At 66.3% G+C, this 13,910-nt stretch carries 16 protein-coding genes and 1 tRNA gene; 6 read left to right on the forward strand and 11 right to left on the reverse strand.

Features of this window, described 5'->3' with window-relative positions:
• Nucleotides 1-957, forward strand: a 957-nt coding sequence (locus Q0U08_RS10900; RefSeq protein ID WP_298091473.1) for a hypothetical protein, incomplete at its 5' end; no start/stop codon positions are given.
• Between the two features lie 10 nt (nt 958-967).
• Here the strand turns inward: Q0U08_RS10900 and Q0U08_RS10905 are convergent.
• Nucleotides 968-1,300, reverse strand: coding sequence for a DUF2794 domain-containing protein (locus Q0U08_RS10905; protein WP_298091474.1), 333 nt, complete (start codon nt 1,298-1,300; stop codon nt 968-970).
• Nucleotides 1,300-1,983: a serine O-acetyltransferase EpsC gene (gene epsC / locus Q0U08_RS10910; RefSeq protein ID WP_298091475.1), complete on the reverse strand. Its 684-nt coding sequence runs from the start codon at nt 1,981-1,983 to the stop codon at nt 1,300-1,302. Before epsC ends, Q0U08_RS10905 begins: the two co-directional genes overlap by 1 nt.
• Nucleotides 1,984-2,170: 187 nt before the next feature.
• Between epsC and Q0U08_RS10915 the strand changes: the two genes are divergently transcribed.
• From Q0U08_RS10915 to Q0U08_RS10930, 4 genes are all read left to right on the forward strand, one after another.
• Nucleotides 2,171-2,932: a sulfite exporter TauE/SafE family protein gene (locus tag Q0U08_RS10915; protein ID WP_298091476.1), complete on the forward strand. Its 762-nt coding sequence runs from the start codon at nt 2,171-2,173 to the stop codon at nt 2,930-2,932.
• A gap of 70 nt (nt 2,933-3,002) precedes the next feature.
• Nucleotides 3,003-3,905, forward strand: coding sequence for a hydrogen peroxide-inducible genes activator (locus tag Q0U08_RS10920; RefSeq protein ID WP_298091477.1), 903 nt, complete (start codon nt 3,003-3,005; stop codon nt 3,903-3,905).
• A 160-nt stretch (nt 3,906-4,065) separates the two neighbouring features.
• Nucleotides 4,066-4,650 (forward strand): fasciclin domain-containing protein, encoded by a 585-nt coding sequence (locus tag Q0U08_RS10925; protein WP_298091478.1) that lies wholly within the window; start codon nt 4,066-4,068, stop codon nt 4,648-4,650.
• 111 nt (nt 4,651-4,761) lie between these two features.
• The gene (locus tag Q0U08_RS10930; protein ID WP_298091479.1) at nt 4,762-5,451 is read left to right on the forward strand and encodes a fasciclin domain-containing protein; all 690 of its coding nucleotides are present in this window, start codon (nt 4,762-4,764) and stop codon (nt 5,449-5,451) included.
• 21 nt (nt 5,452-5,472) lie between these two features.
• Here the strand turns inward: Q0U08_RS10930 and Q0U08_RS10935 are convergent, their stop codons facing one another.
• The 3 genes from Q0U08_RS10935 to pgsA are packed head-to-tail and all read right to left on the reverse strand — an operon-like array spanning nt 5,473 to nt 6,736.
• Nucleotides 5,473-5,925 carry a molybdenum cofactor biosynthesis protein MoaE gene (locus Q0U08_RS10935; protein WP_298091480.1) on the reverse strand — a complete coding sequence of 151 codons (453 nt, stop codon included), beginning with the start codon at nt 5,923-5,925 and terminating at the stop codon, nt 5,473-5,475.
• Complete coding sequence (moaD, locus tag Q0U08_RS10940; protein ID WP_298091481.1) at nt 5,922-6,179, reverse strand: molybdopterin converting factor subunit 1; 258 nt, start codon at nt 6,177-6,179, stop codon at nt 5,922-5,924. Before moaD ends, Q0U08_RS10935 begins: the two co-directional genes overlap by 4 nt.
• A 5-nt stretch (nt 6,180-6,184) precedes the next feature.
• Nucleotides 6,185-6,736, reverse strand: a complete 552-nt coding sequence (gene pgsA, locus Q0U08_RS10945) for a CDP-diacylglycerol--glycerol-3-phosphate 3-phosphatidyltransferase (protein ID WP_298091482.1) — start codon at nt 6,734-6,736, stop codon at nt 6,185-6,187.
• A gap of 145 nt (nt 6,737-6,881) precedes the next feature.
• Here pgsA and Q0U08_RS10950 point away from each other — a divergent pair, with 145 nt between their 5' ends.
• Nucleotides 6,882-8,195 (forward strand): MFS transporter, encoded by a 1,314-nt coding sequence (locus Q0U08_RS10950; RefSeq protein ID WP_298091483.1) that lies wholly within the window; start codon nt 6,882-6,884, stop codon nt 8,193-8,195.
• Here Q0U08_RS10950 and Q0U08_RS10955 read toward each other — a convergent pair.
• The 6 genes from Q0U08_RS10955 to Q0U08_RS10980 all read right to left on the reverse strand — a co-directional run bounded on the left by Q0U08_RS10955 (nt 8,185) and on the right by Q0U08_RS10980 (nt 13,754).
• On the reverse strand, nt 8,185-8,352 hold the full coding sequence (locus Q0U08_RS10955) for a hypothetical protein (protein ID WP_298091484.1): 168 nt from the start codon (nt 8,350-8,352) through the stop codon (nt 8,185-8,187). The genes Q0U08_RS10950 and Q0U08_RS10955 overlap by 11 nt on opposite strands.
• Nucleotides 8,353-8,664: 312 nt before the next feature.
• Nucleotides 8,665-9,933, reverse strand: a complete 1,269-nt coding sequence (gene clpX / locus Q0U08_RS10960; RefSeq protein ID WP_298091485.1) for an ATP-dependent Clp protease ATP-binding subunit ClpX — start codon at nt 9,931-9,933, stop codon at nt 8,665-8,667.
• A gap of 122 nt (nt 9,934-10,055) precedes the next feature.
• Complete coding sequence (locus Q0U08_RS10965) at nt 10,056-10,742, reverse strand: ATP-dependent Clp protease proteolytic subunit (protein ID WP_298091486.1); 687 nt, start codon at nt 10,740-10,742, stop codon at nt 10,056-10,058.
• A gap of 55 nt (nt 10,743-10,797) precedes the next feature.
• Entirely contained in the window at nt 10,798-11,736 is a 939-nt protein-coding gene (locus Q0U08_RS10970) for a glycosyltransferase family 2 protein (protein WP_298091487.1), read from the reverse strand.
• 192 nt (nt 11,737-11,928) lie between these two features.
• Nucleotides 11,929-13,608, reverse strand: a complete 1,680-nt coding sequence (gene tig, locus Q0U08_RS10975; RefSeq protein ID WP_298091488.1) for a trigger factor — start codon at nt 13,606-13,608, stop codon at nt 11,929-11,931.
• A 61-nt stretch (nt 13,609-13,669) separates the two neighbouring features.
• Nucleotides 13,670-13,754 (reverse strand) — tRNA-Leu (locus Q0U08_RS10980).
• Nucleotides 13,755-13,910: the final 156 nt, after the last annotated feature.

Below are 13,910 nucleotides of genomic sequence, written 5' to 3' on the forward strand. Positions count from 1 at the left end.
GCGGAGCGGCATGCGCCTGCAGTTGATGAAGAACATTTCCGGCTGCTCACCGGCTTCAACGACATCTTCGTCTCGATCGCGCTCGTCCTGCTGCTCGTCGCCGTCGCCCAGATCGGCGAATCGATCGCGACGCCGTGGCCCGGCGCCCTGGTCGCGGCGGCCGCCTGGGCGCTGGCGATCGTCTTCACCGCCCGTCGTCGCATGGCCTTGCCCAGCATTCTGCTGCTTGCCGCCTTTGTCGGTGGCGTGGCGTTCAGCATAGCCACCGCGCTGACCTCGGCCCTTACGTCCACGATGATGGAAAGCGGCAGCGATCGGATGGTCGGCGTGGTCACCGCCGCCGCGGCATTGGGCGCGACCGCGGCCGCCTGGCTGCACTGGCGCCGGTTCATGGTGCCGATCACCGTAGCGGCAGGCGCCTGCGCGGTTGCCGCATTATTGCTCGGCACTCTTTTGGCGATCGCACCCGGCCTCCAAAATTCCGTGTGGCTCCTGCTCTTCATTGCCGGGCTCGCAATCTTCGCGCTGGCCATGCGCTGGGACCTGTCGGACCCGGCGCGGCGTACCCGCCGCGCCGATGTCGCCTTCTGGCTGCATCTCACCGCGGCGCCGATGATCGCGCATCCGGTCTTCCAGATGCTCGGCGTCTTCGGCGAGCAGAGCGGCGTCGACACCGCCGTCGCGGCGCTCGCGCTCTACGCGGTGTTCGGCTTCGTCGCGCTGGCGGTGGACCGGCGGGCGCTGCTCGTCTCCAGCCTGGTCTATGTCCTGTTCGCGCTGGGATCGCTGTTCCGCACCGCCGGCGCGGTCGAACTGTCCGCGGCGTTCACCGCGCTGGTCATCGGCTCCGCGCTGTTGTCGCTGTCGGTCTTCTGGCACCCGATGCGCCGCCGCGTCGTCGGCCTGCTCGGCAATGCCGGCCGCCGCCTGCCCCCGGTGGAAATGGCCGCGACCTGACGGGTCCGGCCTATTCCTCCACCAGCTTCATCAACCGGCGCTCGACCGGCGCCAGCACCGGCCCCAGTTCATGCCCGCGCTTCAGCACCGCCCCGCCCTCGCCGATCAACGCCCACATGCCCTGGCGCTGGCGCAGAGCGGGACGCTTCTCGATGCGGAACTCGGGCCGCTCGGCGGCGCGGCGGAAGGCGGAAAAGATCGCCACGTCGCGGTGAAAATCCATCGCATAGTCGCGCCAGTGCCCCGCCGCGACCATGCGGCCATACAGGTCCAGGATGCGTGTGAGTTCCAGCCGGTCAAAGCCGACCTGCAACGGTGCCGCGGGAAAGGGTACGACCCCCATCAGGCCCGGTCGCGCCGTTCATCCTGCTCGGCAATGAGCGTGTCCAGCCGCCGACGCATCGTCTCCAGCTCGCAGCGCAGCATTTCCACCTTCTGCGTCTGCGGGTCGAACATATCCGAACAGGGCGTGCCATAGGGCACGAAGCGCGGCTCCGGCGCGGCACCGCCCTCCACCATCGTCGCGCGTGCCGGGATGCCGACCATCACCGCGCCCTCGGGCACGTCCTTGGTGACCACCGCATTGGCGCCCACCCGTGCCCGCCGCCCGACCGTGATCGGCCCCAGCACCTGCGCGCCCGATCCGATGATCGCTCCGTCCAGCAAGGTCGGGTGCCGCTTGCCCGCCACGCCATTGTCCGGGCTGGTTCCGCCCAGGGTGACGCACTGATAGATGGTGACGTCGTCGCCGATCTGCGCCGTCTCGCCGATCACCACGAAACCATGGTCGATGAAGAAGTTGCGGCCGATCGTCGCGCCGGGATGAATATCGATCGCGGTCAGGAACCGGGTCATGTGGTTCACGCAGCGCGCCAGAAAATACTGGCGGGACCTGTACAACCGATGGGCGATCCGATGCCCGGCCAGCGCCCACACCCCCGGATAGGTCAGCACTTCGGCGCGCGAATGCGGGGCCGGATCGCGCGACCGGATCGAATCGAGATAAGCCACCAGACGGCTCGGCATGCGCGCATCCTTCCACAAGGTGGCGTGCATCTATGCACCTGCGCGCTCGAAATCCAGACGTGTCGCGGATATCGCCCGCCAACCGACCGTTCCCCACGGGCATGGCGCTAAAGTCTATCTTTGTTGTAGGCGTTCGCGCTTGCTGTAGGCCAAAGGCGGTAGCCCCGCGACAGGACAAGGATCATCGATGGACCCGACGAGCGTGAACCTGATCGACATCGTACCTTTTATCGCCGTCGGTTTTGCCGCGCAGGTGGTCGATGGAGCGCTGGGCATGGCGTTCGGCGTCATCTCGAATACGCTGCTGCTCAGCCTGGGGGTGCCGCCCGCCGCGGCATCGGCCGGTGTCCATACTGTGGAAACCTTCACCACCGCCGTTTCGGGGATCAGTCACGCCCTGCATCGCAACGTGAACTGGAAACTGTTCCTGCGCCTCATGATCCCTGGCGTCATCGGCGGCGCGCTGGGTGCCTATGTCCTGTCCAATATCGATGCCGCGACGGTGAAGCCGTTCATCCTCGGCTATCTGACGCTGATCGGCATCTATCTGCTCGTTCGCGCCTTCCATTACCCGCCGCACAACAAGGAACCGAAGGTGGTGGAGCCGCTTGGGCTCGTCGGCGGCTTCCTGGATGCGGCGGGCGGCGGCGGCTGGGGGCCGGTGGTCACCTCGAACCTGCTGGTGCAGGGTGCCACCCCGCGCACCACGATCGGCACCGTCAACACCGCCGAATTCTTCCTCACGCTGACCATCTCGATCACCTTCATCACCCAACTGGGCCTTGCCGCCTTCACGCTCGCCACGGTCGGCCTGCTGATCGGCGGCGTCGTCGCCGCCCCCTTCGGCGCGCTCCTCGCCAAGCGGGTGCCCGCCAAGACGCTGCTCGCCCTCGTCGGTACGATCCTCACGCTCACCAGCATCTACGGCCTCTATCGCGCCCTCGCCTGATCGCACACGCCCGGCGACGCCGGCCACGAAAGCGGCTGGCATCGCCGGGCGAACCGGGTATCTGGCATGTATGGCCGCCACCTATCTCCCTACGCTCAAGCAGTTGCAGTATCTGGTCGCACTGAAGGACCACGGCCATTTCGGCCGCGCGGCGGAGGCGTGCTACGTCACCCAGTCCACCCTGTCGGCGGGCCTGCGCGAGCTGGAAACGCTGATCGGCGTCACCCTGGTGGAGCGCACCCGCCGCGTCGTCCGCTTCACCTCGCTGGGCGAGCGGATCACGGAAAAGGCGCGCCGTGTCCTGCGCGAAGCGGACGAGCTCGGCGACATGGCCCGCGCTGCCGGCCGGCCGCTGTCCGGCGAAATGCGCATGTCGGTGATTCCCACGATCGCCCCCTTCATGCTGCCCCGCATCCTGCCGCACCTGCGCGAGCAATATCCCGATCTGAAGCTCTTTCTGCGCGAAGAACCGAGCGGCCCCGCCTGCGAAGGGCTGCATAACGGCCGCACCGACTGTGTCCTGCTCGCCCTGCCCTATTCATGCGGAGAGGTGACCAGCCAGGTGCTGTTCGAGGATCCGCTGTTTGTCGCGTTCCAGGCGATCGACATCGACCAGCCCACGCCCCGCATCCCGGTGTCGGCGATCGACGAGACCCGCCTCCTGCTGCTGGAGGATGGCCATTGCCTGAAGGATCACGCGCTCGCCGCGTGCAACCGGCCCGAAATCCGGGCCGAGGCGACGATGCTCGGCACCTCGCTCCACACCATCGTCCAGATGGTCGATAACGGCCTCGGCATGACGATGCTGCCTGAAATGGCGGTGCGCGCCGGCATTCTGAACAACACCAGCATTTCGGCCCGCCCCCTCGATGCCGCCAATGCGGTACGCAGCATCGCGCTGGTCTGGCGCCGTGCGTCACCGCGGGAAAAGGACTTCCGACTGCTCGCGCAGGTGCTCGCCGACGCGCGCTGATCTCGGGGGAACGCGGCACCGTTCATGTTTCGGTTCTGCAACCAAAACCGGTCATCTTCGTCTTATCTCCACATCGGTTGCATGTTCGTCGTGCGACATCATTGGAGATCGACATTTGCGCGTTCTGATGCGTCCTCGGCTTGGTCTGGCCCTTCTTGGCATGGCGATGTCGCTCGCGGCATGCGGCAAGGATCGGGACAAGGCGGCCGCGCCATCGGATGCACCGGTGGCAGACACGGCGCCGGTCACCGCGCCCACCAACCCCGTCGTCGGTGGCGCGACCATGACCCCGACACGCACCATTGCCGACAATATCGCGGCAGCCCCCGCCCTTTCCACGCTGGCAAATGTGCTGCGAACGGCCGAGATGACCGCAACGCTTGCCGGCCCCGGTCCCTTCACCGTCTTCGCCCCCAATGACGCCGCCTTTGCGCGCCTGGCACCCGGCGTGCAGGACCAGTTGCTGCTCCCGGCCAACCGCGCCTCGCTCGCCAAGCTGCTGCGCTACCATATCGTTGCCGGCAACCTGACCGCGCAGGAGCTGACCGCGCGTATCACCGCCGGGGGCGGCACGGCCACGCTCACCACGCTGGCGGGTGATCCGCTTACCGCCACCATGACGCAGTCGGTCATCACCCTGACCGATGTGAACGGCAACAAGAGCTATGTCGAAGTCGCAGATGCGCGACAGTCCAACGGTTTGGTCCATGTCGTGAACGGCGTGCTCGTCCCCAACCTGGGGTGATGGCACCCGCCCCGCCGGCGGTTCGCCCCGCCGCGCGCCATGGCCTTGGAATTTTACACGTCGGTGCGGCGTGATGCACGCTGCACCGCATAACCACGGGAGACCCTGTTGATGAACGTCCGTCTTTCCTCGACCGCGATCGCCGCGTCGCTGATGCTCGCCGCCGGCGCTACGGCGCAGACCACGGCTCCTGCGCCCGCCGCGCCTGCGACGACGAACCCGGCGCAGACCACCGCGCCTGCACAGACCGCACCGGCCGCGCCCACGACGGGAACCGCGCCGGCAACCGGCACGGCACCTGTCGCGCCCGGCACGCCCGCGACCGGCGCCACCACCGCTGCGCCGACGACCACACTCGCACAGGCACTGCCGACGCTGCCCGGCCGCGCGACGCTTGCCCGTCTGGTAAAGGCCGCTGGCCTCGATGTTCAGCTCGCCGGTCCCGGCCCGTTCACCGTCTTCGCCCCCAGCGACGATGCCTTCAGCCGCATGCCCGCCGGTGCGATCGATTCGCTGTCCAAGCCGGAGAACAAGCCGGCGCTGGAGACGATCATCAAATATCACATCGTCTCGGGCGCGCTGACCGCTGACCAGTTGAAGCAGCAGATCACCGCCGGCGGCGGCACCGCGACGCTCACCACACTCGCTGGACAGCCGCTCACCGCGCAGCTCGGCCCCAATGGCAACATCATGCTGACCGACGTGAACGGCCAAAAGGCCTATGTCGATCAGGCCGACGTCCGCGCAACCAACGGTGTCGTCCACCTGACCAACGGCATCAGCATCCCCAAGATCGGCTGATCCATGGCCGGCCGGGGCGGATCACTCCGTCCCGGTCGCGCTCCACCGCGCGGCCGCCGCCGTATCGCTGTCCCGCGCCTCGACCCAGGACGACGCCCCCCCGCGCGTCTCGCGCTTCCAGAACGGGGCATCGGTCTTCAACCGGTCGATCAGATAGGCACAGGCCGCCAGCGCGTCGCCCCGGTGGGGAGCAGCCGCCGCGACGAACACGATCCGCTCGCCGGGCCGCATCGGCCCCACCCGGTGCACGATCGTGGCGCCCTGCAACGACCAGCGTTCCGCCGCGCTCTCCGCCACGCGCCGCAAGGCCGCTTCGGTGGCACCGGGATAATGTTCCAGTTCAAGGCAATCGACGCCGTCATCCGCACGCACCAGCCCGGTAAAGGTCGCCACCGCCCCGGCGCCGTCTGCCTCTGCCGCCGCGATCTCGCTCGCCAGGTCGATCGGCTGCGGCGCCACCACGATCCGGATCATCCGCCCGTCACCGGCGGAAAGACCGCGATCTCGCGCGCCCCGGCGATCGGCGCGTCCAGCGCCACGAAGTCCTGATCCACGGCCGCACGCAGCCGCGCCGGGTCTGCAAAGGCTTCCGCATGGCCCGCGCTCCGTCCGGCCAGCCACGCGATCAGCCCCGCCACGTCGCGAACGTCATCGGGTGGTGTCACCTGTTCCCCGGCCACGCCGATGCGCTCGCGCACCCAGGCGAAATACAGCATTTGAATAGGCATCGCCGTCAATCCATGTGCTTCAGGCCGACGCGCAGATAATCCCACCCCGTCACCAGCGTCAGCGCCGCCGCCAGCCATAGCGACACCAGCCCGACATCCTTCACCCACGCCCATCCCGGCAGCGCACCGCCCAGAATCAGCCCGCCCAGCGCGACCAGTTGCAGCGTCGTCTTCCACTTCGCCAACCGCGAGACCGGCACGGACACCTGCAACTGCGCCAGAAACTCGCGCAAGCCCGATACCGCGATCTCGCGCAGCAGGATGATCAGCGCGGCGACGACGTCCACCCCCTCGATGTCATGCGTGCCCACCAGCACCAGGATGACCGCAGCCACCATGATCTTGTCGGCGATCGGATCCAGGAAGATGCCCAGCTTCGACACCGCGCCATGCGCGCGCGCCAGATAGCCGTCGAAATAGTCGGTGATGCCCATCAGGCAGTAGAGCGCGAAGGCGATGCCGTAACCGGGCGTCCAGTGCGGCCACCACAACAGGCCGACCAGAAGCGGCACGGCCACGATCCGCGAAAGCGTCAGCAGGTTGGGCAGCGTGAGCATCCCCGTCTTCTAACCACCCTTCTGCCCTGGACAAACCCTTTTCCCGGAGACCAACCTTCACCCGTGTCTATAAGCGGTTGGCGTCCTGCCCCCGGCTCGGCTATGGGTACCGCCATCCTTCTGCCACGATCGGGCTATCGTTCGTATGCTCAACGCCCTCGGGCTTCTCACGCGGCGGCGCTTCCTGCCGCTGTTCGTCACCCAGTTCCTCGGCGCCTTCAACGACAATCTGTTCAAGACGTCGATGGTGCTGTTCGCCACCTATACGATCTTCAACGACGCGCATCAGGAAGCCAATTTCAACGCGCTCGCCACCGGCCTGTCGATCGTGCCGTTCGTGCTGCTCTCCGCGCTGTCGGGACAATTGGCCGACAGCCATGACAAGGCGCGCATCATCCGCTTGGTGAAGACCGCGGAGATTGCGATCATGCTGGTCGGCGCGACGGGCCTGTTCATCGCACAGGCGGGTTACACCACCGCTGGCCTGTCGCTGATGCTCGGCACGGTGCTGGCACTGGGCGTCCACTCCACCTTTTTCGGGCCGATCAAATACGCGATCCTGCCCCAGCATCTGGGGACCGACGATGTGCTGGGCGGCACCGGTCTCGTTGAAGCGGGAACCTATCTCGCCATCCTGCTCGGCACCGTCACCGCCGGCTGGATTTCGGTGGAAGGCGCCGGCATCGCCGTGCTGGCCGTCGCAGGTCTCGGCTGGATTACCGGCCGCATGGTTCCCCCCGCCCCGCGCGAAGGACCGCCGCTGAAGGTCAACTACAACCCATTCACCGCCTCGTGGCGGCTGATCGCGGCGACGCTGCATATCCGCCGCCTGTTCCTGGCGATCGTGGCGATCAGCTTCTTCTGGAGCATCGGCTCGATGCTCATCATCATCTTCCCGCCATTGGTGAAGAACGTACTGACCGCCGACAAGGAGGTCGCCAGCCTCGCCATCGCCACCTTCTCGGTCGGCGTCGCGATCGGATCGGTGGTCATCAACACGCTGCTGAAGGGCGAGATTTCGGCCCGCTATGCGCCCGCCTCGGTAGTCGCGATGGGGGCCAGCGTGGTGCTGTTCTCGCTGCTCAGCCGCAACTGGACCCCGGCCCCCGCCGGCACCCTCTACACCTGGCTCACCTTCCTGCACGAACCGCGCGCGATCGGCATCCTGCTCGCCCTGCTCGCCATCGCGGTGTTCGGCGGCATGTTCGTCGTGCCGCTCTACGCCTTCCTCACCACCACCGTGGAGAAGGACCAGACCGCGCGCACCGTCGCGGCCAACAACATCGTCAACTGCGCCGCGATGACGATCGGATCGGCGGTGGTGCTGGGCATCTCCTCCTTCGGCGTCACGCCGCAGGACATGCTATTCGTGGTAGCGGCGATGTGCCTGGTGTCCGCCTGGCTCGCCTACAAGCTGCACCGCGCCTGTGACGAGCCTTGCAGCGGCGTCAGAAAATAAAGCTGTAGAAGCAGGTAAAGAACGCTGCGAAGCTCAGCGCGAACAGCCGCCAGTCGCTGTCGTCGCTGCGCACACGGCGCGCGCGTGGCGGTGGCGGCAGGCTGCGGCGAAACGGGTGGCCGGCGGCTTCATTGGTAAGAACGAGACGTCTGGTCATGGCCAAACGTTAACGGCGCATTTACCTTTTGCGATCCACCCAAAATGGGGCCGCTTCGGGGGCCTTGTCCCGTTCCGAAACAAGGCGTGAATAAGGCAAGGCAGACCGGATTGCCGGCAGCGGGAAGGGTGAGGGGTAGCCAAGCAGTGCAGCCCTGCTGGTCTGCCCCTCACACTCCCACCGCTCCGCGGCGGGCCCCTCCCTCTCCCCGCTGGGGAGACGGGAAACAGGCCAAGAGGCACACCGCCTGCCCTAAAAAAAAAGCGGCCCTTGCGGACCGCTTTTTCTTACCCGTTCAACCGGTTGGCACCGTCAGGCGGCAGCGCCATCCTTTTGCTTCTTCTCGGCATAGACGCGGATCGGCTCCTTGCGGCCCTCGATTACGTCCTTGTCGATCATCACCTCGTCCACGCCGTCCATGCCCGGCAGATCGAACATGGTGTCGAGCAGGATCCCCTCCAGGATGGAGCGGAGGCCACGCGCACCGGTCTTCCGTTCGATCGCCTTCTTGGCGACCGTCACCAGCGCGTCGTCGGTGAAGCCCAGCTCCACCTCCTCCATCTCGAACAGCTTCTGGTACTGCTTGACCAGCGCGTTCTTCGGTTCGGACAGGATCTTGACCAGGGCGTCGACGTCCAGGTCCTCCAGCGTCGCGATCACGGGCAGACGGCCGACGAACTCGGGGATCAGGCCGAACTTCAGCAGATCCTCCGGCTCGGTCTGGCGCAGCACCTCGCCCGTGCGCTTCTCTTCGGGTGCCGCCACATAGGCGCCGAAGCCGATCGACTTGCCCTGCAAACGGTCGCCGATGATCTTTTCGAGACCCGAGAAGGCGCCGCCACAGATGAACAGGATGTTCGTCGTATCGACCTGCAGGAATTCCTGCTGCGGATGCTTGCGGCCACCCTGCGGCGGCACGCTGGCCGTCGTGCCCTCCATCAGCTTCAACAGCGCCTGCTGCACGCCCTCGCCGCTCACGTCGCGCGTGATCGAGGGATTCTCGGCCTTGCGGCTGATCTTGTCGATCTCGTCGATATAGACGATGCCGCGCTGCGCCCGCTCGACATTATAATCGGATGCCTGGAGCAGCTTCAGGATGATGTTCTCGACATCCTCACCGACATAGCCGGCCTCGGTCAGCGTGGTCGCGTCCGCCATGGTGAACGGCACGTCTAGGATGCGCGCCAGCGTCTGCGCCAGCAGCGTCTTGCCGCAGCCGGTGGGGCCGACGAGCAGGATGTTGGACTTGGCGAGCTCGACGTCCGCGCCCTTGGCGCCGTGGTTCAGGCGCTTGTAATGGTTGTGGACCGCAACCGACAGCACGCGCTTGGCCTGCTTCTGCCCGATGACATAGTCGTCGAGCACGTTGCAGATTTCCTGTGGAGTCGGCACGCCGCCGTCCTTCTTGGACACCAGCGCCGACTTCGTCTCCTCGCGGATGATGTCGTTGCACAGTTCCACGCATTCGTCGCAGATGAAAACCGTCGGTCCGGCGATCAGCTTGCGCACCTCGTGCTGCGACTTGCCGCAGAACGAGCAATAGAGGGTGCTCTTGGAGTCGCCACCGCTCAGTTTCGTCATTCAATCACCTCTCGTACCCACATCGGGGTACGCTCCGTTGGTGGGGTGCGTATCGTATCGCACCCCGGTAAACGCACAATCGAAATAAGCCGTTTACACAGAACGGTTCATCCCGTTTCGCCTCATGCCGCGGCGGCGTCCTCGCTCGGCACCGGCCGCTTGTCGAACACCTCGTCGATCAGGCCGAAATTCTTCGCCTCGTCCGCCGACAGGAAGGTATCGCGGTCCATGCGACGTTCGATCTCCTCGATCGGCTGACCGGTATACTTGGCGTACAACTCGTTCATCCGCTGACGGATACGCAGGATTTCCTTGGCCTGGATCTCGATGTCCGACGCCATCCCCTGGGCACCGCCTGAGGGCTGGTGGATCATGATCCGCGCATTGGTCAGCGCCACGCGCATCCCCGGCTCGCCGCTGGCCAGCAGGAAGCTGCCCATCGATGCCGCCTGGCCGATGCAGACGGTGCCGACGCGCGGACGGATATACTGCATCGTGTCATGGATCGCCATCCCCGCCGTGACGACACCGCCCGGCGAGTTGATGTACATGAAGATGTCCTTCTTCGGGTTCTCGGACTCGAGGAAGAGCAACTGCGCGGTGATGAGCGAGGCCATGCCGTCCTCGACGCCGCCGGTCACGAACACGATGCGCTCGCGCAGCAGGCGCGAGAAGATGTCGAACGAACGCTCGCCACGGTTGGACTGCTCGATGACGATCGGCACCAGACCGGCCTGGGTCTGCCGAAGACCGACGCCGGCCTGCGCCAGCGGGCTTGCGAAATCGCCGGTCTCGAACGGATTGTGCATGAAACTCTCTCTGATGCCCTGAAGGCCCCCTATGTCGCGTGACCGCGAGCGGAGTTCAAGCCCCGGCAGACGGTGCCGGGTGGGACAGATAGGCCAGCCGCCGCACCTCCAGTCGCCCGCGCACCACCGTGTCCAGGATCAGCCCGGCAAACAGGTTCAGCGCGGCGAGCAGCATCAACCCCGTCGACAGGATCGCGGTGGGAAAACGCGGCACCTGATGTGTCTGAAGATAGGTCAGCATCAGCGGTACCGCGAGCAGGATCGCGACGGCCGCCAGCAGCCCGCCGATCGCGCCGAAGAACCACATCGGTCGCTCGATCCGGTACAGCTTCATGATGGTGCGCAGGATGCGCCAGCCATCACCATAGGTGCTCAGCTTCGAGGCCGACCCTTCCGGCCGCGCGAAATAGGGCGTCGCCACCTCCGCGCATGGCATCTTGAGTTCAAGCGCATGAACGCTGATCTCGGTCTCGATCTCGAAGCCGACCGACAGCACGGGGAAGCTTTTCACGAACCGTCGGGAAAACACCCGGTATCCCGACAGGATATCCGAGAAGCTGCGCCCGAACAGCCGCGCCAGCATACCTGTCAGCATCGCATTGCCGAACCGGTGCCCGCGGCGATAGGCCAGTTCCGCCTCGCTCACCCGCTGGCCGACGATCATGTCGAGCTGCTCGTCCACCAGCCGCGCGACCAGCGCCGGCGCGGACCCGGCGTCATAGGTCGCGTCGCCGTCCGCCATCACATAGATGTCCGCATCGACATCGGCGAACATGCGCCGCACCACCGCGCCCTTGCCCTGGATACGCTCGCGCCGGACGATCGCCCCCGCCGCCGCTGCCACCTGCATGGTGCGATCCGACGAGTTGTTGTCGTAGACGTAGATCGCGGCATCCGGCAGCGCGGCACGGAACCCCGCAACCGTCTGAGCAATGGCGGCTTCCTCGTTGTAGCACGGGAGCAGGACGGCGATGCGGGGGGAAGCGGCGGACATGGCGGGTGCCTGTCTGGAAGGAAAGTTCTGGGTCAGGCGATCCGCCCTCACCCTTCCCATCGGCCTCGCCGATGGGCCCCTTCCCTCTCCCGCCGGGAGAGGGAGGGAGCGCCGCAGGCGCGGAAGGGTGAGGGTGATCCGTCCGCAGCGCTAACGGGCGAGGTTCCGGAGGAAACCCCGCCCAACAAGGCCTTACGCCTCGGTCTTCGGTGCGGCCTTCTTGGCGCGCGGCTTCTTGGGGGCGGCTTCGGCGCCATCCTCGGCGTCCGTCGCCTCGCCCTCGGCGGGCGCGGCCTTCTTGGCGCGCGGCTTCTTGGCCGCCGGCTCGCCTTCAGCGGCCGGGGCCTCGTCCTTCGGGGCGGCCTTCTTCTTGGCGGCCTTCGGCTTCGGCGCGTCTTCGGCGTCGCCGGTCACCTCGGTCTCGGCCACCGGCGTGCCGTGGTCGTGGTCATGATCGTGCCCATGATCATGGTGGTCATGGTCATGATGGTCATGATCATGATCGTGGTCATGGTTGTGGATGTGCGTGCCGGTCGCGAAGCCGTCCTCGCTCTCGATCGCGGCTTCCAGTTCCTCACGCGTGGTCTCGCGATCGGTGATCTCGGCCTTGCCGAACAGGAAGTCGACGACCTTGTCCTCATACAGCGGCGCACGAAGCTGGGCTGCCGCCATCGGCTCCTGCTGGATGTACTGGATGAAGCGCTGGCGATCTTCCGCGCCGTACTGCTGCGCGGCCTGCGCGATCAGGCGGTTCATCTCCTGGCTCGTCACTTCCACGCCGTTGGCCTGGCCGATTTCCGACAGCAGCAGGCCCAGGCGCACGCGGCGCTCGGCGATCTTGCGGTAATCGTCGCGCTCGCCTTCCATCTCGGCCTTGGCCTTTTCCGGATCGGCTTCGTGCGTCGCTTCATGCTCGAGCTGCGCCCAGATCTGCGAGAACTCGGCCTCGACCATCGACGGCGGCACTTCGAAGTCATGCCCCTCGGCCAACTGGTCGAGCAGCTTGCGCTTCATATAGGTGCGCGTCAGGCCGTTATGCTCCTGCTCGATCTGCCCCTTCAGCAGCTCGCGAAGCTGGTCCAGGCCTTCCAGGCCCAGATTCTTGGCCATCTCGTCATCGACGGTCGCCTCGCCGGCGGTCTTCACCGACTTGATGACCAGGTCGAACGTCGCGGGCTGACCGGCCAGGTCCTTGGCGGGGTAATCTTCGGGGAAGGTGACGGAGATCTGCTTCTCCTCGCCCGCCTTCACGCCGACGATCTGGTCCTCGAAACCGGGGATCAGACGGCCCGATCCGATCTCGACGCCCATGTCGGTGCCCGTGCCGCCCTCGAACGCGACGCCGTCGGCGGTCTTGCCGACGAAGTCGACGGTGACCAGGTCACCCTGCTCGGCGGCCTTGTCGCCGGCATCGTCCCAGCGCTTCTGCTGCTCGGCGAACTTCTTCAACTGCTCGTCGATCGACGCATCGGCGACCGGCACGGTCAGACGCTCCAGCTTCAGGCCGTCGATCGCGGGCGCCGGCACCTGCGGCAGCACCTCCATCGTCACCGTCAGCGTCGCATCCTTGCCCGGCTCATACCCCTCGCCCAGCTCCACCTGCGGCTGCATCGCGGGGCGCAGGCCCTTGTCGGCGATCAGCGACTGGATGCCTTCCTGCACCGCGGCGTTCAGCGCGTCCTGCTGCAGCGCCGGGCCGTGCATCTTGCGCACCAGATTCGCGGGCACCTTGCCGGGGCGGAAACCGGGCATGCGGATTTGCGGGGCGAGGCGCTTCAGCTCGGCATCGACCTTGGTGTCGATGTCCTGGGTGGTGATGGTGAGCGTGTAGGCGCGCTTCAGCCCCTCGTTCAGCGTCTCGACAGTCTGCATCCTAAGGCCTTCAATCTGGAGAAATTTCTTGACGGCTTTCCGTCCCGCCGGGCGGCGGGACTGGTGCGGGCGAAGGGACTCGAACCCCCACATCTTACGATACTGGAACCTAAATCCAGCGCGTCTACCAGTTCCGCCACGCCCGCACAGGACACTGCCGATGGGCGCGCGTCTATATCAGCATGGCATGGTGGAGCAAGAGGAACAGGCAACCGCCCGCGCGCCCGCGCGTTTGCCCATCATACCAAGGAGAGAATTGATGGCCACTCAGCCCCCGACCGAGGTTCCGCCGCAGCCGACCC

The organism is uncultured Sphingomonas sp., assembly GCF_946477935.1.
In the GTDB taxonomy this organism is placed as follows: Bacteria; Pseudomonadota; Alphaproteobacteria; order Sphingomonadales; family Sphingomonadaceae; genus Sphingomonas.